This is a genomic window from Sphingobacterium sp. BN32 (genome assembly GCF_030503615.1).
GTDB lineage: Bacteria > Bacteroidota > Bacteroidia > Sphingobacteriales > Sphingobacteriaceae > Sphingobacterium.
In genome coordinates this window covers 1,557,652-1,582,305 of the sequence record NZ_CP129963.1, presented here as the reverse complement: position 1 = coordinate 1,582,305, position 24,654 = coordinate 1,557,652, and the positions used below count along the sequence as shown (strand labels likewise).

Annotated in this window: 21 protein-coding genes; 9 read left to right on the top strand and 12 right to left on the bottom strand. The window is 39.8% G+C overall.

Annotated elements, in window-relative coordinates; genetic code table 11:
- Positions 1-168: 168 nt before the first annotated feature.
- The 4 genes from QYC40_RS06550 to QYC40_RS06535 all read left to right on the top strand — a co-directional run bounded on the left by QYC40_RS06550 (position 169) and on the right by QYC40_RS06535 (position 4,752).
- Positions 169-1,521 (top strand): hypothetical protein, encoded by a 1,353-nt coding sequence (locus QYC40_RS06550; protein WP_301993106.1) that lies wholly within the window; start codon positions 169-171, stop codon positions 1,519-1,521.
- A gap of 6 nt (positions 1,522-1,527) precedes the next feature.
- On the top strand, positions 1,528-2,538 hold the full coding sequence (locus tag QYC40_RS06545; RefSeq protein WP_301993105.1) for an SPFH domain-containing protein: 1,011 nt from the start codon (positions 1,528-1,530) through the stop codon (positions 2,536-2,538).
- An 8-nt stretch (positions 2,539-2,546) separates the two neighbouring features.
- Positions 2,547-2,786: a hypothetical protein gene (locus tag QYC40_RS06540; protein ID WP_301993104.1), complete on the top strand. Its 240-nt coding sequence runs from the start codon at positions 2,547-2,549 to the stop codon at positions 2,784-2,786.
- Positions 2,787-2,901: 115 nt separating this feature from the next.
- Complete coding sequence (locus QYC40_RS06535; RefSeq protein ID WP_301993102.1) at positions 2,902-4,752, top strand: glycoside hydrolase family 2 protein; 1,851 nt, start codon at positions 2,902-2,904, stop codon at positions 4,750-4,752.
- Between the two features lie 80 nt (positions 4,753-4,832).
- Here QYC40_RS06535 and QYC40_RS06530 read toward each other — a convergent pair whose 3' ends face one another.
- Positions 4,833-5,576, bottom strand: coding sequence for a hypothetical protein (locus tag QYC40_RS06530; RefSeq protein WP_301993101.1), 744 nt, complete (start codon positions 5,574-5,576; stop codon positions 4,833-4,835).
- A 75-nt stretch (positions 5,577-5,651) separates the two neighbouring features.
- Complete coding sequence (locus tag QYC40_RS06525) at positions 5,652-7,199, bottom strand: TPM domain-containing protein (protein WP_301993100.1); 1,548 nt, start codon at positions 7,197-7,199, stop codon at positions 5,652-5,654.
- 212 nt (positions 7,200-7,411) lie between these two features.
- On the opposite strand from QYC40_RS06525, the gene QYC40_RS06520 reads away from it, so the two are divergent.
- Positions 7,412-7,975 (top strand): DUF4230 domain-containing protein, encoded by a 564-nt coding sequence (locus QYC40_RS06520; protein ID WP_301993098.1) that lies wholly within the window; start codon positions 7,412-7,414, stop codon positions 7,973-7,975.
- A 24-nt stretch (positions 7,976-7,999) separates the two neighbouring features.
- Positions 8,000-8,599 (top strand): trans-aconitate 2-methyltransferase, encoded by a 600-nt coding sequence (locus QYC40_RS06515; RefSeq protein WP_301993097.1) that lies wholly within the window; start codon positions 8,000-8,002, stop codon positions 8,597-8,599.
- On the opposite strand, the gene QYC40_RS06510 is transcribed toward QYC40_RS06515, so the two are convergent.
- Positions 8,596-9,804, bottom strand: a complete 1,209-nt coding sequence (locus QYC40_RS06510; RefSeq protein ID WP_301993095.1) for an MFS transporter — start codon at positions 9,802-9,804, stop codon at positions 8,596-8,598. The two genes, QYC40_RS06515 and QYC40_RS06510, sit on opposite strands and share 4 nt — an antisense overlap.
- Positions 9,805-10,258: 454 nt before the next feature.
- Between QYC40_RS06510 and QYC40_RS06505 the strand changes: the two genes are divergently transcribed.
- The 3 genes from QYC40_RS06505 to QYC40_RS06495 are packed head-to-tail and all read left to right on the top strand — an operon-like array spanning position 10,259 to position 13,776.
- Positions 10,259-10,990, top strand: coding sequence for a sterol desaturase family protein (locus tag QYC40_RS06505; protein WP_301993094.1), 732 nt, complete (start codon positions 10,259-10,261; stop codon positions 10,988-10,990).
- Positions 10,990-12,876: a beta-ketoacyl-ACP synthase III gene (locus QYC40_RS06500; RefSeq protein WP_301993092.1), complete on the top strand. Its 1,887-nt coding sequence runs from the start codon at positions 10,990-10,992 to the stop codon at positions 12,874-12,876. The genes QYC40_RS06505 and QYC40_RS06500 overlap by 1 nt, the downstream gene beginning before the upstream one ends.
- 6 nt (positions 12,877-12,882) lie before the next feature.
- Positions 12,883-13,776, top strand: coding sequence for a hypothetical protein (locus QYC40_RS06495; RefSeq protein WP_301993091.1), 894 nt, complete (start codon positions 12,883-12,885; stop codon positions 13,774-13,776).
- 97 nt (positions 13,777-13,873) lie between these two features.
- On the opposite strand, the gene QYC40_RS06490 is transcribed toward QYC40_RS06495, so the two are convergent.
- From QYC40_RS06490 to QYC40_RS06450, 9 genes are all read right to left on the bottom strand, one after another.
- A complete protein-coding gene (locus QYC40_RS06490) occupies positions 13,874-14,821 on the bottom strand; it encodes a DUF5106 domain-containing protein (protein ID WP_301993089.1) in 948 nt (315 codons plus the stop codon).
- 125 nt (positions 14,822-14,946) lie between these two features.
- Positions 14,947-15,630, bottom strand: a complete 684-nt coding sequence (locus QYC40_RS06485; protein ID WP_301993088.1) for a hypothetical protein — start codon at positions 15,628-15,630, stop codon at positions 14,947-14,949.
- Between the two features lie 595 nt (positions 15,631-16,225).
- Positions 16,226-18,613: a tyrosine-protein kinase family protein gene (locus tag QYC40_RS06480; RefSeq protein WP_301993087.1), complete on the bottom strand. Its 2,388-nt coding sequence runs from the start codon at positions 18,611-18,613 to the stop codon at positions 16,226-16,228.
- Between the two features lie 9 nt (positions 18,614-18,622).
- A complete protein-coding gene (locus QYC40_RS06475; RefSeq protein ID WP_301993086.1) occupies positions 18,623-19,417 on the bottom strand; it encodes a polysaccharide biosynthesis/export family protein in 795 nt (264 codons plus the stop codon).
- Positions 19,418-19,427: 10 nt separating this feature from the next.
- Complete coding sequence (locus tag QYC40_RS06470) at positions 19,428-20,366, bottom strand: hypothetical protein (protein WP_301993085.1); 939 nt, start codon at positions 20,364-20,366, stop codon at positions 19,428-19,430.
- Positions 20,367-20,369: 3 nt separating this feature from the next.
- Positions 20,370-21,992 carry an ABC transporter ATP-binding protein gene (locus QYC40_RS06465; protein ID WP_301993084.1) on the bottom strand — a complete coding sequence of 541 codons (1,623 nt, stop codon included), beginning with the start codon at positions 21,990-21,992 and terminating at the stop codon, positions 20,370-20,372.
- Between the two features lie 4 nt (positions 21,993-21,996).
- Complete coding sequence (locus tag QYC40_RS06460; protein ID WP_301993083.1) at positions 21,997-23,091, bottom strand: nucleotidyltransferase family protein; 1,095 nt, start codon at positions 23,089-23,091, stop codon at positions 21,997-21,999.
- Positions 23,092-23,101: 10 nt separating this feature from the next.
- Positions 23,102-23,371 carry a PqqD family protein gene (locus tag QYC40_RS06455; protein WP_301993082.1) on the bottom strand — a complete coding sequence of 90 codons (270 nt, stop codon included), beginning with the start codon at positions 23,369-23,371 and terminating at the stop codon, positions 23,102-23,104.
- A gap of 149 nt (positions 23,372-23,520) precedes the next feature.
- A complete protein-coding gene (locus QYC40_RS06450) occupies positions 23,521-24,648 on the bottom strand; it encodes a glycosyltransferase (protein WP_301993081.1) in 1,128 nt (375 codons plus the stop codon).
- Positions 24,649-24,654 lie beyond the last annotated feature (6 nt).

Below are 24,654 nucleotides of genomic sequence, written 5' to 3'. Positions count from 1 at the left end.
TGATGTATTGCTCCTATGGTAATGGTTCTCACCTACGCTGATTATTATTTTCTTGAGGGATTGACGCGCTTAAAAGAATTAAAAAACTAATTTAATTGAAACTTAATGTAACTTTTCGTACTTTATTTATATTTTCAAGGAGACTAATCTCAAGATTATAAATATTAAATGGCGAAGAGGATAAAAGCAATAAAATGCCCATCGTGTGGAGGCACAAAAGCGACTGAATTAAGAGCGGATTATTATCGCTGTGATAGCTGCGGGACACCCTTCTTTCTTGATTCCGATGACATCACGATCCATCATAAGCACTATACAGCATCCGGAACGAATATCTTTACACAGAAGAACAAAATAATCGTTATTGGATTTTTGGCCTTCATCATCATCATGATCTTTATTTTCCAATTTGGAAACAGCCCTTCCAACGATAGAAGCTATGTCGCTCCAACAGTTGCTGAAACAGAAGAAACGCCCAAGGAGCCTTCCAAGAGCTACGAATGGGAGTCTGAAAAAGTAACGGTTTTTAAAGACGATAAGAATACGCCAATTTATATCGTGATAGGGAAACTGGATCCGGTCGAGGACGCTATAGATCGAAAAGACAGTTTGTTTTTCGGCGTATATGACGTAAAGACAGGTAGTCAGTTACTATTCGATCGTTTTGACGGTAGCTCGAGCGATAGCTACCCAACGATGAAGTTTCAACGCTATGAGGACGACAACCTCTACTTGACTATAGATAAATCACAGATTTATCGTTTTAATAAGCAGAGCTTACGTTTCAATAATTTAAGAAAGCAATTAGAGACGGAAGTTCCAGAGTTCAAGGACGGAATCGCTCAGGTTGAGTTAGCGGATCCCGAATTTGATGGCGCGGCGTTCAAGGTGCTTGCAAATGATGGCGGGAAACACCTCTATTTCCCGATGGCAAAACGCGTATATGATCCGGAAAAGATGTGGGACATCACAGCAAAACACTACGCAGAAGACGTGTCAACGACGGAATATAGTTTCAGCAGGGAATCATCTGAATTTCCAAAGGAAAAGATTCAACTTATCAAGTATAAGTTTCAACATAGGAAGGGTTATCCCAGAGATAAACATGTTTTTAGCTGGAGGAAAGACTATGGACGTTCAGGTATTTTCACAGAGCGGTCGCCGTATAAGAAAAGATTGATAACCGACTATGCTAAACAGCGTGGAAAAATTACGTCTATAGAAGATTTTACGCCAGGGAGGAATTATTTCTCACCCTCCGTTGTAGTTTTTAATGATGAAGAAGTTATTATTAGGTTCCGCCCTACAGCGAATCCAAATGATAAACTTATCCTGCAATGCTTAGATGCAAACACTGCAGAAATAAAATGGACGCTACAGGATTTAGGACGCATCGAAGATATGATAATTCTGGATGATGGATATGTACTGCTGTCGGACAATAAACCCATATTTATTTCTACAGATGCCAAAACACAAGTACAGAAACCTTCGATTCCTATTACCCTAACGCTAAACTAATAGATCATGAGCATATTCAATATATTCAAAAATCAACTCGGTCAGGTTATTCAGTGGGAAAACCAACAAGAAAATCAGCTATGGTATAAATACCCATCCAAGTTGGATGAAATCAAAGATGGCAGTAAATTGATTGTTGGGCCTGGACAAGGAGCGATATTAGTCTATGAGGGCAAACTTGTGAATCATATCGAAGTAGCAGGAACTTACAATCTACGAACGGATAACCATCCTTTCATCACGACCTTAGTCAATCTCCGTCAGAATTTTGAGAGCGAACATAAGCTTCTAATCTATTTTTATAGAAAGGCCGATATCCTCAATCAGTTTTGGGGAACTCCTACTCCGATTAAGTATCTCGACCCTACTTATAAGATCCCTGTGGAATTAGGCATTAATGGTAACTACAGCTATAGAATCAGTGATGTAAATTTTCTATTTCAATCGATTATTGGTAGTAAAGACCGCTATTCGACTGAAGACCTTCGTGAGATTGTAAGTGATCGAATACCGCAGTATTTAAGTCATTATTTGGCGGAACGGAAATATTCTTACCTAGAAGTTGACGCCAATGTTCATCAGATCAGCAATGCGCTAAAGGAAGAATTATCGGCAGAATTTAATCGATTAGGGTTGGCATTATTAGATTTCAAGATCATCGGAACCCAATTTGATGAGAACACGGTCAACCGTATTGGGCGTGTTGCAGACGTGACGATAGATCAAAAAGCCGCAGAAGAAGCTGGGTTAGATTACGTTGCACTCGAGAAGCTTCGCGCTTTGCGTGATGCAGCGCGTAATGAAGGCGGCTTGGCGGGTGTTGGTGCGCAGATGGGTGTCGGAATGGAAATCGGGAAAGCGTTTAATCAGGAAAAAAACGGCTTGCTGTCAGGAATTGAAAATAACGGACAAGACGCCTTTGAAAAGCTCAAGAAACTCAATGTGCTTTTGACAGAAAAAATCATTACGCAAGAAGAGTTTGACCTGCTAAAAGCTAAATTATTAAAGACCTTATAGGAAGAATTATGAAGTATATTATTGGAATAATCGTCATCGCCGTCATCCTTTTCATTTTCACCTATCTATTTAGTTTAGTTTGGGGAATTGATCTGTTTGCATCGGAAGACGTATCAAGAACTTTAAAGACGGTCGGACTGGTTGCTGCGTTGAGCATCCTGTTAGTTATCATAGGAGGATTCTTCTTTAAAAACCCGCACAAGGGATACGAACGTGGCTCAGGTGTAGCAGAGAAAAAGATCGATTAAAGCCTGTACCATTTGCCCTACAGCACAGGATAGCTATTTAAACTAATCTGGTTATTTTAGTTATATTGCGGTTAGAAACCTACATCAATCAAGCATATACCTAAAAAAATAACCTATGATTAGAAAATCAGTTATCCTCACCTGTTTACTAGCAATGACCTTACCCTACGGACATTCGCAAGAATGGAAACCCGCTGGCGATAAGATTCTGACAGAATGGGCAACTCAAGTAAACCCCAAACAACCTCATCCGGAATATCCAAGACCTCAATTGGTTCGATCAAATAATTGGCAGAATCTAAACGGCCTTTGGAAATACGCAGTTACTGACAAGTCTGTATCTCAACTACCGACGAATTGGGATGGAAATATACTCGTTCCTTACGCGATCGAGTCGGCGCTATCGGGTGTTGGAAAGAGTTTGAATAAAGATCAAGCCCTTTGGTATCAAACAGAAATCGTTCTTTCCAAAAAATTAAAAAACGATAAAACAATTCTTCATTTTGGCGCAGTGGATTGGCAATGCGAAGTATTTGTGAATGAACAGTCGGTTGCTAAGCATGAAGGTGGTTTTAACTCCTTTAGTGTAGATATTAGCCAGGCATTAAAAAAAGGAAATAAACAGCAGATAGCACTTCGTGTCTGGGATCCAACAAGTGATGGTCCTCAACCTCGTGGAAAACAAATAAATAATCCTCATTCCATTTGGTATACGCCTGTTTCGGGCATATGGCAAACCGTTTGGTTAGAATCTGTGCCTAAAACCTATATCAAAAGTACACATCAGACTCCTCAAGTTGATCAATCAAGTTTAACAGTCTCGGCAGATATCGAAGCTGCACAAGATGGCGATCTGCTCCATATCATCGCCTATGATAATGGAAAGAAGATTGCGGAATCATCGAATACTCCCGCAGCGACCCAACAGCTAAAACTAGGTAATATCAGTTTATGGAGTCCCTCCAATCCAAAGCTCTACGATCTAGAGTTGAAGCTGATGCGAAAAGGAAAGGTTGTTGATCAAGCAAAGAGCTACTTTGCGATGCGTAAGATTTCGAAAAAGACAGATCAGAAAGGTATAGAACGAATGTATCTCAATGATGAATTTCTTTTCCAATATGGTCCATTAGATCAGGGTTGGTGGCCAGATGGCTTACACACTGCGCCCACCGACGATGCTCTTAAGTTCGATATCGAAAAGACCAAGGAAATGGGCTTCAACATGATCCGTAAGCATATCAAAGTTGAGCCTGCACGATGGTATAGGCATTGCGACAGTATAGGAATATTAGTTTGGCAGGATATGCCAAGTGGCGACCTCGGGGGCAACATATGGGATATGCATCCTGGTAAATTCCGCGCTGGAAAGCAGGATAAGGACCGTACGCCAGAGTCGGAAGCTATTTTCAGAAAAGAATGGAACAGCATCATGACACAATTGCACAACTTCCCGAGTATAGTGGTCTGGGTGCCGTTCAATGAGGCTTGGGGGCAATTCAAAACAAAAGAGATCGTAGAATGGACCAAGCAAAAAGATCCTTCTCGCCTTGTTAATGGAGCCAGCGGCGGAAATTACCTTGCTCCTGGCGATATATTAGATCTACATAACTATCCAGAACCAGCCATGCCTGATCCTGTGAGATTCGGTAAGGACTTTATCCTAGCGAATGGAGAGTTTGGCGGGCTAGGATTGCCTATTGAAGGACATACCTGGCAAGCGAAAGATAACTGGGGATATCAGTCTTTTAAAAGCGTTGCAGAATTGAAGAAACGCTATTCGGAGTTGATTACAGATTTGAGTAAATTGTTAAAGCTAGGGCTTTCTGCAGCGGTTTACACACAAACTACGGATGTAGAAGTTGAAACGAATGGACTAATGACTTATGATCGAAAGGTCATCAAGATTCCTGCGGCAGAACTTAGAGCAATTAATGAGAAGCTTTACGACAAGAGCTTGATCAACTAAACGACAACATTCATAGCGATTATTCAGTAATGAGGCATTTTAAAAAATCGCCTCATTACTTTTTGTCTTCTCGAAGGAAACTATTTGATCAGCAGTTTAAAAAAATGTAATCGCTCGTCCTCGACATCCCCAAAAAAATGATTTCTGAAATACAGTTCTTTATCGGTTTTCCAAAACACATCGATTAAGGTGCAAAGATCAAAGCCATAGTCAGAGATGCTTAATGGCAATGTAGCAAGTAGCACATATCGCTTACCATCCTTTTTCTGAATAAAATATTCTGAGCATTCCTGACCTGGAAACCAACCATTGAGTCGATACTGTCCAGACGGCGACCCAACAATATACGCAGGATTACCGACCAATTCCACATCGGATAAACGATTCTCCAAATCAATGGAGAAATCGGATGTATGCCCCCCTTCCATCAACAAAATACGCTCCGACGGGTAATAACGAACGAAACCAGCGTCCCAACTATATTTTAGGTAGTTCGGGTTGATTGTATCTCCGTTGTTGAAGCGAATAAAGGCGATAGATTCACCTATGATATTCGAGTCCACCTTAAAATTGTCATTCCAGCCGCCAAAAGTTACCTCACCTCTTAGCATTTCTCTCACGGTAGTAAAATCGCTGATGTAGGGAATCGTGTCTTTCTTGCTCGGAGTTCTAGATAGCGCCTTCGCCTTAAAAAATTCGATAGAATCTATGATAGACAAGGATAACGTGTCATTCTCATAAACAACTTTGTCCGTATTAACGGAGTCTACTGTTTGTATTGCCTGTTGAATCTCAGTCGGCTCTTTCTCCTTCTTTTTATTCATATACGCGATGAATAGCAGAACAAATAGCACGGCTATAGGGATATTTATTTTATAATTTTTCATCCATCTAATCTATTACCATCGACCACCGGCACCACCACCTCCCGATGAGCCTCCACCAAAACTTCCACTAGAGGAGCTTCCGCCTCCGGAAGATCCTCCCGATGAACGACCTCCTGAAGAACTACTACTGCTCCTCACCTTCTTGGGAATCGTATAAGTATCGATGACTACACGATAGCTGCAATTTTCACAATCATCAACTTTCTCACCTTTCCCAGCCGAACTATAGGTTGCTGCAATAATGGTATGCCTCTTGCCTTTTTGAAGCGTAAAAAAATGGCAGTGCGGACATTCTTTATAACTAGATTTAATATCCCAAGGAATAAGCGCAATCTTCTTCGTCCGAAGATTCTCCCAAATCTCATAGCTTCGAGATTTGATACTTTCCTCCTTCAAATTACCCTTACTTAGGTAAGTCTTGATTTCTTTCGCCGATTGATCCCGATTAACACGTTGCCAATCCCCAGAATTATCCGGCGGGACAAAGCGATTACGATCCTTCGCCTTCCTCGAAATAATTCCAATCAAATCATACCAGGCAAGCGGAGATAAGATCATGGGAATAAAAGTAAATGCTAAAAACGTATTGATCGCTTTTGCCCTTTCCTCCGTATCGGTATAGCTCTTACTAATGCTCGTGCGGGAATACGTAATTTTCATTGCAAGAATGATCCCGCCAAGTACAAACGCAAAATATGGCAAGTGTTTTTTTTGATAGATGAACTCCAGGTTATTCAGCACAAACGCAAATAGAAAAACCGTAAGAAACATCAGGATGCCCATACAGCCCATTCCTGCAAATATCGGTACAAAGGGATATTTCTTATTGGGACTCTTTATGAGCCTGGAGGAGACTACATGTACTATTAAATAGAAGAAAGCGAAGATCCCTAAGACCAAAAGAGTGTTCTTAAAATAGATATTCCGCATGCTCCAAAACGGAGTTGCCTCCGGCAAGCGAGCTTCGAGCTCTGCTCTGATATCAGGCGACATAAGCACCTCATTTATAAAAGTTGCAGCGTCTAACACGCCCTGATCATAGTCGCCCACTTGAAAATTAGGTACCAGATATTTCTCTCCAATACGTTTTAAATAAGCATCCGGCATCACGGATTCCATCCCATAACCGCTTATAAAACGGTACTCTCGACGATCGATGGCAAGAAACAACAGCAGACCATTGTCGGCATCTTTCTTTCCTATACCCCATTTATTGAATAAGTCTAGTGCAAACTGAAAGTCACTATCCCCTTCGTAATCATTCACTACAGCAATGGCAAATTCAGCGCCCGTCAGCGAATCGATTCGCTTCGACATCTGGTCCAGTTCCGAAACAGTTTGAGCCGACAAAATACCGTTCGGATTCGTCACATAATAGTCTTGCCCCTGTTTCTTCGGACTAGGAAGACTTTCCACCGTAAAACGCTCAGGCGAAATTTGCCGCGTTTCTTGAAATTCATCGGGTCCCGAAACAAATTGTGCTGAAGAGACAACTGGCCAGTAAAACGAAAGTATCAGAAAACTAAATAGTACTAGCTTTTGGATTCTAATAGATAGCATAGAAGATTAAATATCTTTATTAAAACTAATCATAATAAAGGTAATTTTCATTTAAGTTATAAGGATTTTTCAAAGTTTATAGGATACTGCTATTCTGTCAGTTCTGCTTAGATATCTGTAAATACTTAGTTACCAACCTAATCTTAACATCGTCTTTACAGTCTAATAACGGTAATGATAGATTATGGTCTATTATTTGACTTAAACAAAGTATGATGACAAAACTATTAAAGGTTATAATCTTGTTATTGGTTGTGTGTGGTTTAGGCTGGTTTATTTGGCAAATCAGCAAACCTAAAACGAACACCGTAAGCAACCATCAGATCCTATTGGAACGCATTGAATCCATGGGCAAATTAGAATTGGTAAAATATCGACTATCGGATGTGGTCGAACATAAGGTAATTTCTCAGTTTCTTCCAGACGCCAGTGTCCTTCTCATTATCAAAGCAGATGCTGTGGGTTGTGTGGATCTAAGCAAGCTCAAGGCAGAGGATGTAGAAGTATTGGAAGATTCCGTTCATATTACATTGCCCAATCCAGAAATATGCTACGTAAAGATCGACCATAATGCATCGAAAGTATATGATACGAAGATGGCATTTTTCAGGGAAGCGAATATGGTAGATGATGCCTTCAAGGCCGCAGAAAATGAGATTACAAAACAAGTAAAGAAATCGGATATCCTTGATCAGACAAAGAAAAATGCAGTCGATATCTTCAAGCCTTTAATGGAGGGTTTAGGATACAAAAAGTATAGCATTGGTTTTCAGTAAGCTATAGATAAATTTTTGAGACTTATGAAACGGGATGTCTTCAAGAACTACGATATAATTGCTGACTGGTTTTCCAAAAGCCGAAGCAAGGATTTAATGGAAAAACCTTATCTAGATCGTTTAATTGATCACATCCCTGCTGGTTCACGCATTTTAGACCTAGGCTGCGGAACTGGAGACCCCATATATCGTTATCTTCAATATAAAGGCTTGTCCGTCTGTGGAGTGGATGCAAGCCGTGCTATGCTTGAAATTGCTAATAAAAATTTCCCTGAAGGTGAGTTCTTGCTCCAAGATATGCGAGAACTTAATCTCGGCGAGAAGTTTGAGGCGATCATCGCTTGGCACAGCTTTTTTCATCTGGCGCCGCAGGAACAACGCGAGATGTTTCCACTATTCAAAAAACATCTTAAAGCAAATGGCATATTATTATTCAGCAGTGGCCCGGAGGAAGGTGAAGCTTGGGGAATGAATAATGGTCAAAACCTTTACCACTCATCACTAAGCAAAGAAGAATATAAATCCTTACTCCAACAGCAAGGCTTTATGGTCATTCAGCATGTAGTTGAAGATCCTGATTGTGGCGGCGCTACTGTATGGTTATGCCAGCGAAACGAAGATTAAGCGTCTTTGTATTTTATTTTCTTCATATCTGGAAGAAAATAGGCTACGATGCCCAAAAGAGGTAAATAGGAACAAACTAAATAAATACTCTCTAAGGAAGTTTTATCCGCAAACCATCCCAAAATAGCGGCACCGAGTCCGCCCATTCCGAATGCGAAGCCGTAAAACAATCCCGAAACCATCCCTATCTTCTTCGGCAGTAATTCTTGTGCATAGACTAAGATCGATGGAAATGCTGACGCCATAATTAGCCCGATGACCGAAACCAGGATACCGGTCCACATTTCATTAGCATAAGGCAGCATTAAGGTAAAAGGCGCACATCCCAAGACCGACAACCAAATAATATATTTACGACCAATTAGGTCTCCTAAGAAGCCACCGAATAGCGTACCGACCGCAATAGCGATAAGGAAATAGAACAGGTACACCTGAGCAGCAACTTCGGAAATGGCAAACTTATCCATCATGTAGAATTGCAAATAGCTCGTTATACTTGCCACATATACATACTTTGAAAAGATCAAAATGAGCAAAACAGTGATTGACATCACTATGCGAGTCTGTGATAGATCTGGCAGTTTAATCTGCTTCTTCGCTTGCGTGCGAGCATATTCTAAAACTTTAACATACCATCTAGCAATATAGCTTAGAATTAACTGGGCAATCAATACGACGACGATAAACCATAATATATTCCGCTGTCCCGCCGGGATAACGAACCATGCCAATAGCAAGGGTGCTAAGGCCGTTCCGGTATTTCCGCCGATCTGAAATATGGATTGAGCTAAACTACGCTTACCGCCTGAGGATAAGTAGGCTACACGTGACGATTCCGGATGAAAGATAGATGAGCCTATCCCAACCATTGTCACAGCAAACAGCACCGCATAATAACTATTCGCAAAGGATAAAGCAATAATCCCTACGAATGAAAACATCATCGCAATAATTTGGGAGTATGGCTTCGGATGCTTATCGGTATACATCCCCACGATTGGCTGCAACAAAGAAGAAGCCAGTTGAAAACAGAACGTTATAATCCCAATTTGAGCAAAGTTCAAATGAAAATTATCCTTTAATAAAGGATAAGAAGCCGGGATAACAGCTTGAATTAAATCGTTTGATAAGTGTGCCAAGCAAATGGCAATCAAAATAGGATAAGAAGTCTTATTCGGATCGTAAGCGGTAGTTGTTTTGAACATTTTTCTTCCTTTAACTCAAATTTCTCCTGCAAGAAATAATAAACTAAGTGCGACGTCGACAAATGTAGCAGATAAATTGAATTAAACGAATTAATACGATGCCTTTAAATCCCGTTCTCTATAATTCAGACCTTAGTATTACAATCTCCCAAAGCGTATGCTTCGATTAAGAAAACAGGTTTAGATTTTCAGGAGTCTTTGGCAGCTCATAGAAATGACGTTTAATCGCTAAAGCTGAGGAAGCTAGAACGCTACAAAACAGAGCCTTAACAACTTGTTTTTCAACGCTTATCCAAATTTCGCTATGGAATTAAATAAATCCGGATATCGATGCTATTAAATTCCACGTTAATAATAACAAGAGAGAGCCAATTGCATATTTTATCATATATTTATAATAACACTAACAAAAGAAGCTTAAGGACAAACAAACAATTTAGAACCTAAAAATTGGATGACAGATTTCTTAGAACAAAGTTTTCAATTCGTCTTGTCGAAGTGGTATTGGACCAGCTTCTTCTTTTTTGTATTCTTTTCATTGCTCTATTTTCTCGGTGCTGCGATTACAGATTACTTGGTCAAGCGAAAAGAACCAGATTTGAAGAAGATAGTGAATGCCTCGAAAAAGGGACAACGAGCAAAAGAAATCAGAAATTCGTTAATCTCCATTCTAGTGTTCAGCATACAGGCCATCTTGTTTCAGCAACTGTTTGCAATGGGCATCTTCCAAGTCGGTTTCGACCAGCCCTGGAATTGCCTGTGGGAGATTCCAGTGCTGTTTCTTTGGAATGAAGTACACTTCTATTGCATGCATTGGCTACTACACCGCAAATGGATGATAAGAAATGTACACAGAGTCCATCATTGGTCTGTAGAACCGACAGCCTATTCCATCTATAGTTTCCATTGGGTCGAAGCCTTTATGCTCGGTACAGTCATCTTTTTCCCCCTATTCGTTCATAATTTCCAGATCTATTCACTTTTAAGCCTCCCTTTGATGAGCTTGCTTGTGAACCTTTTAGGTCACTGCAATCATGAATTGAGCGATGAGTCAGATCCAAGCTCATTTTCAAAATATACTTTTAGGCATAGTATGCATCATAAATATGGCAAAGGGAACTTCGGTTTCATGTTGCCATGGATTGATCAACTATTCGGAACACAACTACCAAAAAACAATACATAATGAAGAAAGAATTAAAGCCTGTATATATCAATTCCATTGGAATACACCTACCAAACAAACCGATTTCAAATGATGAGATGGAAGACTATCTGGGTTTGATTGCAGGCAAAAGCTCGCGCACGAAGCAGCGAATGCTGCAGCAGAACGGCATCAAGACGAGGTATTACGCGTTAGATAAAGAACAACAATCTACTGATTCTGTTGCGGGTATGGCAGCAAAGGCTATCGATGCCTGTTTAGCTAATGGAAAGTTCGCAAAGTCAGAAGTAGCATTTATTGCGGCAGCAACTACCCAATCGGACCTACCAGTACCAGGATTTGCAAGTATGGTACATGGCGCGTCCAAACTACCTGTGTGCGATATTACATCGCATCAGAGCGTCTGTTCTGCTGGGATAATGGCATTAAAGAGTGCTTTCCTTCATATTCAGGCGGGCGAGCATGAAAATGCAATTAGCTGCGCCGCGGATATGCCTAGCCGCATGTTCAAAGCCTCTCGTTTCGATAAGCAAGCCCAGATTCAGGAGAAAGGACTACCTCTGGACACCGACTTTTTACGATGGATGCTATCCGATGGGGCCGGCGCAATCTACCTTTCCGAACAGCCAAATACCCATGGAATTTCCTTTGAGGTTGAATGGATTGAGCTGAAGTCCTACGCCAATAATTTCGAACCCTGCATGTATGCCGGCGCTAACAAATCTAAAGATGGCAAAATAAAGGAAAGCTGGCTCGACTATCCTTCTTTTTCGGATGCCGATGCCGATGCTGCAATCAACTTGAAGCAGGATATCAAAATCGTCAATGAAACTGTCAACTTGGGCGTCCAACACTTTTTCCAGCTGATTGAAGAAGGAAAATTAGCAGTTAATGATATCGACTGGTTGGTTTGCCATTATTCTTCGGAGTATTTTAAGCAGCCTATTGTTGATTTATTAGCGAAGGGAGGCGTTGTTATCGACGAGAAAAAATGGTTTACGAATCTTCATGATAAAGGGAATACGGGCGCTGCATCCATCTACATCATGCTGGAAGAGCTCTTTAATGGTAATAAATTGAAGGAAGGAGACCATGTGCTCTGTATGGTGCCTGAAAGTGGCCGCTTTATAACGAGTTTTGTCAAGTTGAAAGTCATAGTTTCCAAAAAACCGAAAAAAACGCCTAGCATCTCTAAATCCGACGAGATTCTGGCGCCCGAAGTTCATGTCGCCAATAAGCCCATACAAGAAAAACTTGTGCGATCGCTTACGGATACGTGGGTAGACTTTGAGCTTTCGTTGCGAAACACCGAGATTATCGAACGAATATATAATGGAACGATCAGCTTGGAAGATTATCGTTTATTATTGCTGAATCTTCGCCAACAGGTAATCGACGGTTCTCAATGGATAGCCAGGGCAGCCTCAAATGTCAGCATGGATTATTTCGACATCCGCTCTTCTTTTATTTCGCATTCGCGCGATGAACATAAAGATTATCAAATCTTGGAGAAGAACTACATAAATTGCGGCGGGAAGAGAGAGGACCTGTACAACGGACAAAAAAATATTGGAAGCGAAGCTTTAAGTGCCTATATGTTTCATAAAGCTAGCCAACCGAATCCCTTCGATCTATTAGGTGGCATGTTTATCATCGAGGGATTAGGAAATCGACTAGCCGGAAAGTGGGGTCGCGCAATACAGCATCAGCTAGATCTGACGGATGATCAGGTTTCATTCTTCACCTATCATGAAACAAGCGACAGCAATGAAAACCATTTTGAACGTTTTGAGAAAGCCCTAAATTCGGAACTACTAACGGAAGATATGGCAAATCGCGTGGCTAAAACAGCCAAGGTCGTTGCGCGCCTTTACCAAATGCAATTAGCAGAATTAGGAAATTATTAAGAAGATATGATACACAACAGTTCTTATTTTGAGCGATTAGAACACAATCCGCGTGACCCGAGTCATTGGCATGCATTGTTTCTTGATAATAGCGTCCCATTCAACAAGGACGCTAAAGCGGCGTTTTTATTTGATTCAACTAGAAAGAGTAAACAGTTTCTACTCCCCTTTCTACGCGTTTTCGGACGCCTGACCATCATTATATTACAAATTTTTAAAGCAGTTGCTCCCAACCTCATCAATGCGCCAAAGACGCTGCATCGATTTTTGTATTGGGGCATGAAATACTGGGTTTCGCCCGAGGCAAACTTCCTGATTTTACGGCATTTTTATTTAGGATCGGAAGTCCTACGCTTCATTAAAGATAATGTTGAAGGCGCAGAAAACATTCCAATGAACCCATTAAAACCGCTTTCTATCGAGGCGGTGAAAGATAATTTGTTTTTAGAACACGATCTGAACCTTTATAATTTCATCATCAATTTAAACAAGGCGATACAAGAACAGGGGTTAACAATTCATCCGGTGGAGCATCCGGATTTTTCGGCGATAGGTAGCCAACCTATTCCATTTGAGGAATTTAGGGATGGATGGACCAATATATTGGATTTATCCTCTGCAATTGAGATCTTCACGCCTGTCTATCAGTTCTTTTTAACGGATAATGACTTTTGGCGAGCTTCCAATTCATTGCAGTTAGATGAAGTTATTGGCGTGTATGCGGCGACGATCATGCGATGCCCGGAGAAACTGGTGGCGTTAAATAACAAACACCCGATGATACCTTTGCCAACCTATGGCGCAGGTTTCCGTCTCGTGCTACATGGTCTGTCGACCGAGGTGCTGCATCACTTAATCAGTCAAGAGAAATTGCAAAAGGACACCGAAGTAATTGTCTAATATTTACTGATACCTCGAATCGTATTTTGAATCATTCCTCTATTTTAGATATTACGTTTATCGACGGTTCTAAAATAGAGGAAAAAATATGTGAAGCCTATAAACCCTGGGACGCTAAATAATTTCCTAAAGCATTCAGATCAGTATCTTTCAGGATCACTTTTTTATCCTTGTCTAAAAGATAAATTGTTGGAGAAGCCTTAAGGTCATAAAGTCCTTTGTTTAATACCTCTTGCTTTTCATCCACAGCATTAATCCAATTCGAAGGAATATTGTCAGCATAGTCATTCCATATCTCTAGATTTCCCTCAGGGTATATGGCTAAAATCTGCATCTGTTTATTGGCAATCATTTGATTGATGGATTCTTGTTCTTTTAAGACCTTTATCACCTGCTCGCAATTGCTACATCCGGGCTCATAAAACATGAGTAGTATTAATGGAGCTTGTAGCTCATGAAGTTTATTAAATGTTTTACCTTTTGTCTGATAAACAAAGTCAGTCGCCGTAGAACCAACTTTATTCTTACGAACAAGGTCCAACAGTATCCTATAGCGCGCTTTTTCGTCCTGAGCGATCTTATCAGAGCTGGTATAATATTCGAGTACAGGCTCGTAAAACGAGTCGCTACGCATCGGCGAATTCGGATCATAAAGGTAGCTATCTAATTTCTTTTTGAAATAGTCGAATCCTTTTTGTTCCTGCTTCGCTTGATCTAAAAAGTCTGTAATTCCCTCCTTCAGCTGCTCAGCAGATACTGCGGGAAATATGGAAAGGTAATTCACAAAAGCTTGCTCCGCGTATTCCGAGTCGATAATCTTCGCCGTATCGCTGAAATTGAAGTTATCCCAATAATGACTAAACAAATAATTAAGCTGTTCCTCTTTGCTCGTTAAATTGGCGCCTGGTTGAGGAGGATGGTATTCCGTTGATGTATTGACATTGGGATTTGCTGTAGGAGCAGTTTTCTTTCCCTGATTGCAGGACAACAAAACAGTAACAACGAATACAGCGCTGAATAATAGTTTAGTTTTTGGGATCTTCATATTTGGACGAAATCAATTCTTTCTTTAGTGTTTGAATTATGGTAAAGATAAAAATAGTCTTATTCCAAAAAGAGTACCAAGACGTTTGAATTATCGAAATGTAGACGAATAATTATTTTTGTTCCCTACCAGATTTTAAAGCTTATGCCCATCGTCGCGGCGAAGCTTCCATCAAAATCTCTACCCCCGTACTCTCCGTCAAATCCATCGCCATGTATATTTCCGCGTAGGTCAAGATTAATATCGATAAGATCATTTATCCGGAAGGTTTGCAGTAGTCCAAAGCCGGGGCTAAGTCTAATTTCGTTGCTATGGTTCAAGCCGACGATGCCGCCTACGGTCGCATATGGAATAAAGCTATAGGTTCGATCAAATTGATAACCTAGTAAATCATTCGAGATATTGATCAAGAGATCCGCATTGACACTAATGTACTTTAGGGTTTGGTGCAGTAGCCTTTGCCCGGGGTCAAAGATTTTTCCTGTGGAAAGGCTCTTCGTTTGAGTCAACCCCTTATATTCCATCCCGCCGATATTCAATCGAGCTCCAAAACTATTATTGAACCATTTTGCAGCAAAGATTTCAAACTTTGGGCAGATACGATCTTCATACGCAAGTTGTTTGTCGTGATCACCAAGATAGATTCCGATTCCAGTGCTTGCACCAACGAACCAAAAATCCTGAGTATTGCTAAATCGAATATTTCTGTGCGTTGATTTGCTTGGGGGATCGCTTGGATCGTTGATCGCTTTTGAATGCAATGGAAGACAAAGACAAATTAGAAGTAGGGATACGAAGTACTTTTTCATGTAGAAAAGGGATCGGTAAGTTATTATTTTTGTAGAGAAAGGCATTTTACGGTTAAATTCGAGGTCGGAGCTCATTTGAAAATCAATTTTAAAAAACCAATGATATACACACAAATAAATCTCAAAAGTTAATCATCAACAACTCAAAGGTAATTTTTTTATTGCTATTAATGCTAATTTTAAAATACAAATCACATAAAATTAACCCGAGCATCATCTTCATTGATGAAGCGGAACTCGCAAAAACGCAGGTAGTGAATCTTAGCCATTGTCCGAATGAACAGCGCCTGACCTAAGTGCAATAAAAGACTTTGATAAAACCTATCAAACCCAAATCATCCCCAATCCACAAGGGCTTTGATACGGGTTTGTATTGGGTTTACATTGGGTTTGAAAGGGCTTTGAAAGAGGACTGACTAGAATTTGATATCTAGTAGTTATTATTTAGAGATAGCGAGGTTGTAGGTTTTAGACCTAAGCTGTCGGACACAAAATTTTAGACCTTAGAATTGGTTTACTGCTAAATTAATAGATTATTAAAATCAAAGAGCTGTCCAAAAGGACAGCTCTTTGATTTTATTGAAAAAAAGAAAGTTTACGCTTTTTTAAATAGTTTATCGAAGAAACTAGTTTTTTTCTTAACGTCATAGCCATAGCCGTAGCCGTATCCATAACCATAACCGTATCCATAGCCGTAAGATCTAGGGTCTTCCTTCACGCCGTTAAGCACGACTGCCATGTTTTTGAGCTTTTTGTTCTCATATACTTTTTCGATGTTTGGCAACTGCCGTCTATCTAAATTACCCGAACGGATAACGAAAACCGTCATGTCGGCTACGCGATTCGAAATATAAGCATCCGCGACGATTTCAATAGGCACGCTATCTATAACGACATAGTCGTATTTCTCTTTCAGTTGCTCCACCAAGGAATCCAATCTCTTCGTCAATAACAATTCCACGGGATTTGGCGCAGGTACGCCGATTGGAATTAAATCGATATCAAAACCGTCAACCAAATTCGTTTTATAGGTGATTTCATCTAAGGTTACAACACTGTTTGCGAGAAAATGCGTAACTCCTTTTGTTACTGGCAGGTTGAACTTGGAGCTCAATGTACCTTTACGAATATCCAAATCCAAGATTGCTACTTTCTTGTTTAAGAATGCCAGCGTTGCAGAAAGATTCAACGCCGAGAAGGTCTTACCAGCACCGATTCTTGAAGATGAAAACATAATCACTTTATTGTTTTCTTCGTCCGGACTCATGAAGCTGATATTGGTTCTCAGGATTCGGAATGCTTCCGTCAATGGGTCTCTGCCGTTTTCTTGAACTTTGACATCGGTTTTCGATCTTTTGTCAAGCATCAAAGGTATTTCCGCTAAGAATGGAATAGTAAGGTTGTTTTCTAAATCTGCCCTGCTGCGCACTTTGGAATCTAGCATCAACATCATCAGTAAAATAAACGTGGGTAGCAATAGTCCTATCCCCATGCCCACAGCTAACTTCCTAAACTTGCTCGGTGCTATAGGCGCATCCGAACCTGCTGCCGGGTCTATTATACGGATGTTATTTTCCGTCATCGCTTTGTTAAGCGCATTTTCCTCACGCTTATTCAATAAGAATAGGTACAACTCCTCTTTAACCTTTTGCTGACGTTCAACGGACAACATTGTTCTCTCCTTCTGTGGAGTCTCCATCACTTTCCCTGTTAAACGAGTGTACTCTCTATTCACATTCCCTAGCTTTATTCTCAGCCCTTCTGTTGCATTATCAACTGCGCGATTAATGTTTGATCGCATAGAGTTTAACTCCCTATTCAATTCGATAACAATAGGGTTCTCAGTGCTACTGCCCTCCTCTAATCTGTTCTTCTTGAGGAGAAGACTATTGTATTCATTAATCTGTGTTTCAATATTGGCATCAACTAAGCCTGTATTGTTTGGGATCAAATCCTTTTCTCTCTCCGACGTACGCATGTAATCGCGCATCATTTGAGCTAACTTGATATCGGTCTCAATTTTTTGTTTTTCATTTTGAAACTGACGACTTTCGCTAAGGTACATGTCACCTGAAGTTGCTACATCCAGTCCTTGATTATTTGTCTTAAGTCGCTCAATATTGGACTCAACAGAATCCAGATCTTTTTCAATGATGGTCAATCGTCTTTGAATAAAATCAGCTGTGTTTCGTGCAATTTGATTCTTATCTTCGATTGTGATGGCATTATACACCTCGATCAGTTTTGTAATTACGTCATCCGCTCTTTTAGGAGAACCATCTTGAATACTGATTTCTAACAACGAAGCATCGTCTTGCATTTGGTTAATACTAAGGTTGCCCAGGAAGTAACCGGCTGTTGCATTGACACTATTTTTAGTAATCTTAATTTGAGTGCCGAAATAATATTCTGTGTAGTTTTCATTCGCGAAGAGGGTTAATCTACCAACAGGAGTTTCGACCTCTGTATTGAACTTTACATTAATTTTTTTGGATGTACGATCAAATCCCGATAGTTCTACTGTATTTTTGTCAATTCCAGTTACATAGAATGAATAAGCATCGTTTTGGCGACTGTTTTTAAATTTAACCAAGATTGGAGAATCCTTGTATAGTTCGACATCGCGTAAGCCTCTTCTTTCGACGTAACTAATGTTGGCATCCAATTCGGCTACCGTCTGTCTCATCAATTCTTTCGATTTCAGCTGCAATATCTCGGTCGCCACACTAACTGTGTTATAATACATAGAGGATCGAGTAACTCTACTTGATGCTGGTGTATTTTCAGGAGTTTTGATCATTACCGTCTCACTTCTCTTGAAAACAAAAGGTGATATACTATACTGATAATAAAAGAACGCTGAAAAAACCAATATGGATAACAAATACCATTTCCAATAATGTAAAAGGTAATTGAGCACATCAACGATGTTTACTGATTTTGAATCGCTATTTGAGACGAAATTCTTGTTGTTTGTATTCATTATGGATGGCTATCTTACGAAATTTAATACAGTTAATACTACTGTCACTAATCCTAAACCGAAGGAGATTAAGCGCCAAGTTCTCTCCTCTTTTGGTGTTGACTCGTCGTCTTTAGGTTCGATAAACACGACATCATTTTGCTTTAAATAATAGGCTGGAGAGTCGAAAATTGCTTGTTTTTCGATATCTACAATAATTTTTTTGCGCATGCCGTTTTCCTCCCGAATTACAGTAATGCGATCGGAGGCAGCGTTCCGGCTTAATCCACCAGCTTTACTAATAGCTTCAATTAGGGTTATTCTACCATCTGGCACCTCGATAACACCTCTAGAATTGATTTCTCCGGCCATACTGATTCGGATATTGGTCAATTCTACCTTGACGATGGGATCGTTGATATATTTTTCTTCGACCAAGCGCCTCTTGATCAAATCCTTAATCTGTTCAACTGATTTTCCTTCCACGGCAATTGTCCCCAGAATTGGGAATTCAATGTTCCCCTGTTGGTCGACTAGATAACCGCCCGTTCTATTTGTCGTGGTCCCTTTGGAAAAGACCTCTCCTCCTCTACCTACCGAATATCCTACCATTTCGTCGTTAAACGGTGCGGCTAACTCAGGATTCTTGGCACTCACAATGATGCTCAACCTATCATTTTTTTGAACGGTTAAGGCTGGTTGCGAACTTATCGGTATTTCTGTAGCTTCAGGCATATCCTTAACGTATATAACCTTTTGGCCAACAGAACAACCTGTAAACAAGACGGTTAAAACAATTGCAATAAACAATAAATTCTTATTCATTTCTATAGCATTAATATTTAGTTATACTTTCATAATTAATTTTTGCCGCATCTTCATCCGGCAAGCATTCTAGATGTCCAACATTTACGTTTGTAATTATGTTTTCAATCAGACTGATCATTTTGGAAAAAATATCCTTATTCCATCGTAATGCGGTGAAGCTGGGCAATAAGGTCATCAAGGCGTCTTTGCCCTTTCTTTTACTGAATCTGTTGAATGGTGCTTGTTGAAGCCGAACAATCGCCTTTAACCTAGCACTTTGATTTACATAACATACGGTCTTTCCACTCCACGGCGTGCCAAATATGTAGGCTTCTCCCTCTTCTGTTATTTTAACAGCAGGATTATCATCATTTAATAGCTTAAAGCCATCAATATGCTTTAGCCAAAGTCGACTATGCGTACTCTTTCCAGTTCCACTCTTTCCTAGAAAAGCGACGGCTTCTTCATTATTATAAACAACGGAAGAATGTATCAATACGGTATTGAAGCGAAGTGACGCTTGTCCAAATGCCACCATAACCAGCCAACTAAGTGCGGAAGAACTAACGAGACTGTTTCGATTAAAATAAATTTTGTTATGAATAAATGTCTTCTCACTTACCATCTTCCACACTTTCCCATTCTTAATCTCAACTTCATCAATAATTGTTAGATATGAGTCTTCAGATTCCAAAAATTTGAAGTTATCTCCCCAAACAATGGATATATCACTTAACAATTTATAGTCGTCTTTACTTTCTTTAAAATCTTGTTCGATTAGCTCAAAATAGATTATAGGCAGATTATCATCAAACTCTGCAGTTATGAAATTTTTAAAACTGTACAGTTCACTCTCCAATGAAAGGTCGCCACGATAACGAATCGAGATGCCAATATCCGCGACAACAAATTTTAACTCTTTCATTTTATCAAATTTGCATTCAATGTTTTCTTCAAAAACCGCCATTATTTATTTCATATAAATAACGTGCTCACATCGGTTAGCCAAAGCTAAGTCGTGTGTAACATAAATAACTATTTTATCTTTTCCTGCTTTCATCAATCGATCTAATAGTCTCGAAGTGGTCTCGGTATCCAGTGCGGATGTCACCTCATCAAATAACCATATCTTACAATCGCGTGTCAAGCTGCGGGCTAAAGCAATACGTTGCGCCTGCCCCTCGGAAAGCCCATAACCTGACTCGCCAACATAGGTATCCAAACCCTCCGGTAAGTCATAAACGAATTCCGCACAACTTAGATAGATGGCTTCCTCTAGTCGCTGCGCTGACGTGTCATGATGAATCATTAGATTTTCCCTAATCGTACCAGAAAAAAGCTTGTCTCCTTGAGGTACATAGGCAATATTAATCCGGTGTCGACTAGATAAAGGGCTTTGCACACCATCTGCGTAAAGCGATATCGAGCCGCTATCGGGTTTTACTAATGATAGCAAAAGTCGTATCAGTGTTGTTTTTCCCTTTCCGCTTGAACCAATGATTGCTGTAGGGACACCCGATTTAACCTCCATACTGAAGTCATCAACGATCAAATTGTCTTCGTAACGAAAGGATAAGGATTCGATAGCAATGGAGTCTAGTGAAGTTAGCACTTCAGGCTGTTCTTCTTCCTCCAAATCGGTTAATAAGAGCTCGTCAATACGATCCACGGCTGTTCTGAACTTAATAAACTGGGGAACAAAACTCATCATTCCTAACACCGGACTTTGTATCCTTCCGACTAACTGAAGAAAGGCAGTCATCATACCGAAGGATATCTCATTCTCAAGCAGCTTATAAATTCCCCAAACAAAAGTTAATAAGAATCCAAAATTCACTGAAGCTTTTAAGATTCCTTGTGATACAATGGAAAAATTGAGCAAGCTTGATCTTAAGTCGTAAATATCTTTTTGCGCATCGACCACCTTATTCCATCGTGTTGCCTGCATACCAAGTGCCCTGATGGACATTCTAAATCTTAAGTTTTCTTGAACAACCTGAGAGAAATAGCTTTCCAACTTTTTCAAATTAGCATTCATCGATCGAAGTCGCTTGAAATATAGCTTCGAGAACACTAAAAGTGGCGAGATAGCAAGAATAATAAAGGCAAGCATTGGATCCATTGACCATAGGACAAAAAACGAAGCCAACAGGCGTATAAAGGTCAAAATGAATACAATGAAAGTATTGCCTATCATTTGAACAACTTCGTTGCTATCTGCATTAATTCTGAGCTGGATATCGCCGGAGTGCCATTTCTTGATAAACTTCCAGGTAGACAGCATTTGCGAGTTTATTAGCCTATTTTGTAGAGAAATAAGCATTTCCACCCTTGTTTTCTCATTTAACCAATTCGAATAGCTCTTTAATATCAAACCAATCAAAACGGCAGAAATTGCTACAATGATAACGGTCTTCACTTGATCGCGATCACCGGCAACCGCCAAATCAATGGCTTGCTTCGATAACAGAATAAAATACAAGGAAGAGGCGATTACAATCAGCTCCAAGATGAAGTAAAGGAACAACCTTCCTTTATATCCCTCGGCTAATCGCCAGGCCCATTTTATTTGCTGTTTTAAACTCGCTTGCATCTGTCTACGAGCTAAATCGGGAATAAAAATGTACAATCGGGAATGAGATCGCTTCTTGCGGAGCTACCTTAATGTATTTCAATAAATTCGAAAATATCCTAGTTTTGCTTTCTGCACGTTTCCCTGTTTTATTTTCAGCGAGCTTATATTCCTCATTGTGAAAACCGAAGTTACCTGCATGGAGAATATCATTCAACATCCAACTATATTCAGCACGCCTATTTAGTTCAAATGGAAGCATTTCTTCAGGTAGACCGAACTTATCAACCAGAATTAGATGTAATAGATTTATCCATTTCAACACGCCGATTTTTCTATAAAGGGAGTGTAGAAGCTTCTTATCATACTTTTTATCTAAACTTACATACGCTCTCGCGGAATCGCATAGCTGCCGCATCCCAATACCAAACGACAGTAAATGCTTCAAGATGTGGAGATTTATCTGTACCAAATTTGATATGGGCGAAGGTCTGAATACCTTTTTATTGTTTATTACAAAGCTGGACTTATTTTCTGACTCTGATTCCTCTATTTTCTTGAAATAATGGCGTATTAACGGGTTATGAATATCAAACATTCTTTGGTGAATCTCCGTTTCACAATTTTCCCAAAAAAAGCTGGCGCTAAAGCCCGGGGTCTCCTGTATTTTGAAATTATTTTTTTGTAAACTATTCTTCGCACTTAAGTAGGCGGCATCATCACCAAAATACCAATCTATGTCGCCTGAGCTACGACGTTTAGCGTTGATATAAAAATCAGCCAAACCCTGTCCTTTTAGAAGTATGGGTGTGAGGCCTTGGGACTTAAAGAAATCGACTTGATCGAGCAAAATATTATTCATCCAATCGTTCCTTTGTTCAATTTTTTCGGTTCTTACCAACCAGTTTATTAGAATGTCTTTTGGAGGTTGTAATTCGTGATCAAGCTTCTGTATACCGTCGAAAACAATTCCGTCCACGGTATGATTTATAGAAAGCAAATAAAGAGTATTCCACTCCTGTTTGGAGAGTGGGAAGTTATCAGAATAGTTTATAGGAGAATTCCATAACCCACTACGCAATAACTCAAAAAAAGCGTATAAGATTTTGCCTTCGATCATTTATCCAATATTACTCAACGATCAAACCGCCTTTTTTTAAGTCATCTAAAAACTGTTGTGCGTCGTTGCGGGCAACCTCTGCATCACAGTCAAAAGTCTCCAATAATAGATCAATAATGAAGTCTATTGAAAATTCCTTACCTTCTAGATTTTCCCATAAAAAAACCGCGGTTTCATTTAAAGTAAAGACTTTGGAAAGATCAACCATCTCTTGTCCTGGATCGACAATAATGTGTTCCCCTCCAATGTTTCTTACCTTTAAATCTTCTCTTAACTTCATGTAAATTACATATTATATTAGAAATTAACGAACAAACGTTTTAACTTGGACTTTGCAGTTTCTCAAGAACTGTTTAGCTCAAAACAGACCTAAGACAGCGTTTCAGTAGATGAATAGACAAAACGAATAATTTCGAACAACAAACTTACTTATACCTTGTAATTCGATAAAATCTGATTATATATTTGTAAACTTTTATCTACCATGTTATCTAATGTGAAATATGATTGATATCTGTTTAAACTTCCTCGAGATAATTTTTCATAATATTCGTCATTAGCAAGTATCAATTGAATCGCTTTGGCGATTGCAGACGCATCCTCAATCGGGACAGTTAGCCCTGAGATTTTGTTTTGGTTGACCCAACTTACGCCCGAACTAGGAATCGTGGTAGAAACAATTGGTTTTGCACTAGCCATGGCTTCCAGCTGAACGATCCCAAATGCCTCCGTTTTTAATATTGAACTCATGACAAATAAATCAGCTGCTGCGAAATAATCTGGAACTTCTTCGTCTGCTAAAAAGCCAAGCAGTTTCACTTTTCCTTCCAGGCTATGCTCATCGATAAGAAGATTGAGGGCATCATGCAACGGTCCTTTCCCGCCAATTAAAACGACATATTCGTCAGTCAAATAATTCGCTGCTTTTATTAAATATTCGAAGCCCTTATATTCTACCAGTCTACCCAAAGAGAACACTATTTTCTTTCCTGCATAATGCTCTTTAATCAGTTTGACATTTTCGCTGTTCGCATATACCGGAGGAATACCAATGGGGATATAGTCGATCTTGTCTTGATAGTTCTTTAAGAATGGAGATTGCTCCACATATACAGGAGTAGTTCCGACAATCACATTGGCGCGTTTAATGAGCCAAGATTGCAAGGGGCTATAAAGTTTTAAAAGCGTCTTCTGCTTTAAAATATCGCTATGCCAATGCAGAACTACCTTTCCTTTATACCCTGAAAGGAATAGCGCCAGAGACGCCATCGGATCGGGATGGTGGATATGAATGATATCGTAATCTTTCGCTATTTTCCTCAATCGGCTTATCATTTCCGGCGCTAGCTTTGTTGCTGCCAAACTGAGTTTTGTCGGAATTACGAATAATTTTGCAAACGTATTTAATGCTATTGTTCCTCCTGGGTGATCTTCCGTTGTTGCACATAGCATATCACATGGGATTTCTCTTTGAGAAAGTCCTAGAGTTAGATCATACATCACCTTTTCGACACCTCCCCTGATGGGATAAAACTTACCAACTTGCAGTATTTTCATATTTAT

Coding starts and splice junctions, on each gene's coding strand:
- QYC40_RS06550 (WP_301993106.1), top strand. CDS start 169: ATGGCGAAGAGGATAAAAGCAATAAAATGCCCATCGTGTGGAGGCACA.
- QYC40_RS06545 (WP_301993105.1), top strand. CDS start 1,528: ATGAGCATATTCAATATATTCAAAAATCAACTCGGTCAGGTTATTCAG.
- QYC40_RS06540 (WP_301993104.1), top strand. CDS start 2,547: ATGAAGTATATTATTGGAATAATCGTCATCGCCGTCATCCTTTTCATT.
- QYC40_RS06535 (WP_301993102.1), top strand. CDS start 2,902: ATGATTAGAAAATCAGTTATCCTCACCTGTTTACTAGCAATGACCTTA.
- QYC40_RS06530 (WP_301993101.1), bottom strand. CDS start 5,576: ATGAATAAAAAGAAGGAGAAAGAGCCGACTGAGATTCAACAGGCAATA.
- QYC40_RS06525 (WP_301993100.1), bottom strand. CDS start 7,199: ATGCTATCTATTAGAATCCAAAAGCTAGTACTATTTAGTTTTCTGATA.
- QYC40_RS06520 (WP_301993098.1), top strand. CDS start 7,412: ATGATGACAAAACTATTAAAGGTTATAATCTTGTTATTGGTTGTGTGT.
- QYC40_RS06515 (WP_301993097.1), top strand. CDS start 8,000: ATGAAACGGGATGTCTTCAAGAACTACGATATAATTGCTGACTGGTTT.
- QYC40_RS06510 (WP_301993095.1), bottom strand. CDS start 9,804: ATGTTCAAAACAACTACCGCTTACGATCCGAATAAGACTTCTTATCCT.
- QYC40_RS06505 (WP_301993094.1), top strand. CDS start 10,259: ATGACAGATTTCTTAGAACAAAGTTTTCAATTCGTCTTGTCGAAGTGG.
- QYC40_RS06500 (WP_301993092.1), top strand. CDS start 10,990: ATGAAGAAAGAATTAAAGCCTGTATATATCAATTCCATTGGAATACAC.
- QYC40_RS06495 (WP_301993091.1), top strand. CDS start 12,883: ATGATACACAACAGTTCTTATTTTGAGCGATTAGAACACAATCCGCGT.
- QYC40_RS06490 (WP_301993089.1), bottom strand. CDS start 14,821: ATGAAGATCCCAAAAACTAAACTATTATTCAGCGCTGTATTCGTTGTT.
- QYC40_RS06485 (WP_301993088.1), bottom strand. CDS start 15,630: ATGAAAAAGTACTTCGTATCCCTACTTCTAATTTGTCTTTGTCTTCCA.
- QYC40_RS06480 (WP_301993087.1), bottom strand. CDS start 18,613: ATGAATACAAACAACAAGAATTTCGTCTCAAATAGCGATTCAAAATCA.
- QYC40_RS06475 (WP_301993086.1), bottom strand. CDS start 19,417: ATGAATAAGAATTTATTGTTTATTGCAATTGTTTTAACCGTCTTGTTT.
- QYC40_RS06470 (WP_301993085.1), bottom strand. CDS start 20,366: ATGGCGGTTTTTGAAGAAAACATTGAATGCAAATTTGATAAAATGAAA.
- QYC40_RS06465 (WP_301993084.1), bottom strand. CDS start 21,992: ATGCAAGCGAGTTTAAAACAGCAAATAAAATGGGCCTGGCGATTAGCC.
- QYC40_RS06460 (WP_301993083.1), bottom strand. CDS start 23,091: ATGATCGAAGGCAAAATCTTATACGCTTTTTTTGAGTTATTGCGTAGT.
- QYC40_RS06455 (WP_301993082.1), bottom strand. CDS start 23,371: ATGAAGTTAAGAGAAGATTTAAAGGTAAGAAACATTGGAGGGGAACAC.
- QYC40_RS06450 (WP_301993081.1), bottom strand. CDS start 24,648: ATGAAAATACTGCAAGTTGGTAAGTTTTATCCCATCAGGGGAGGTGTC.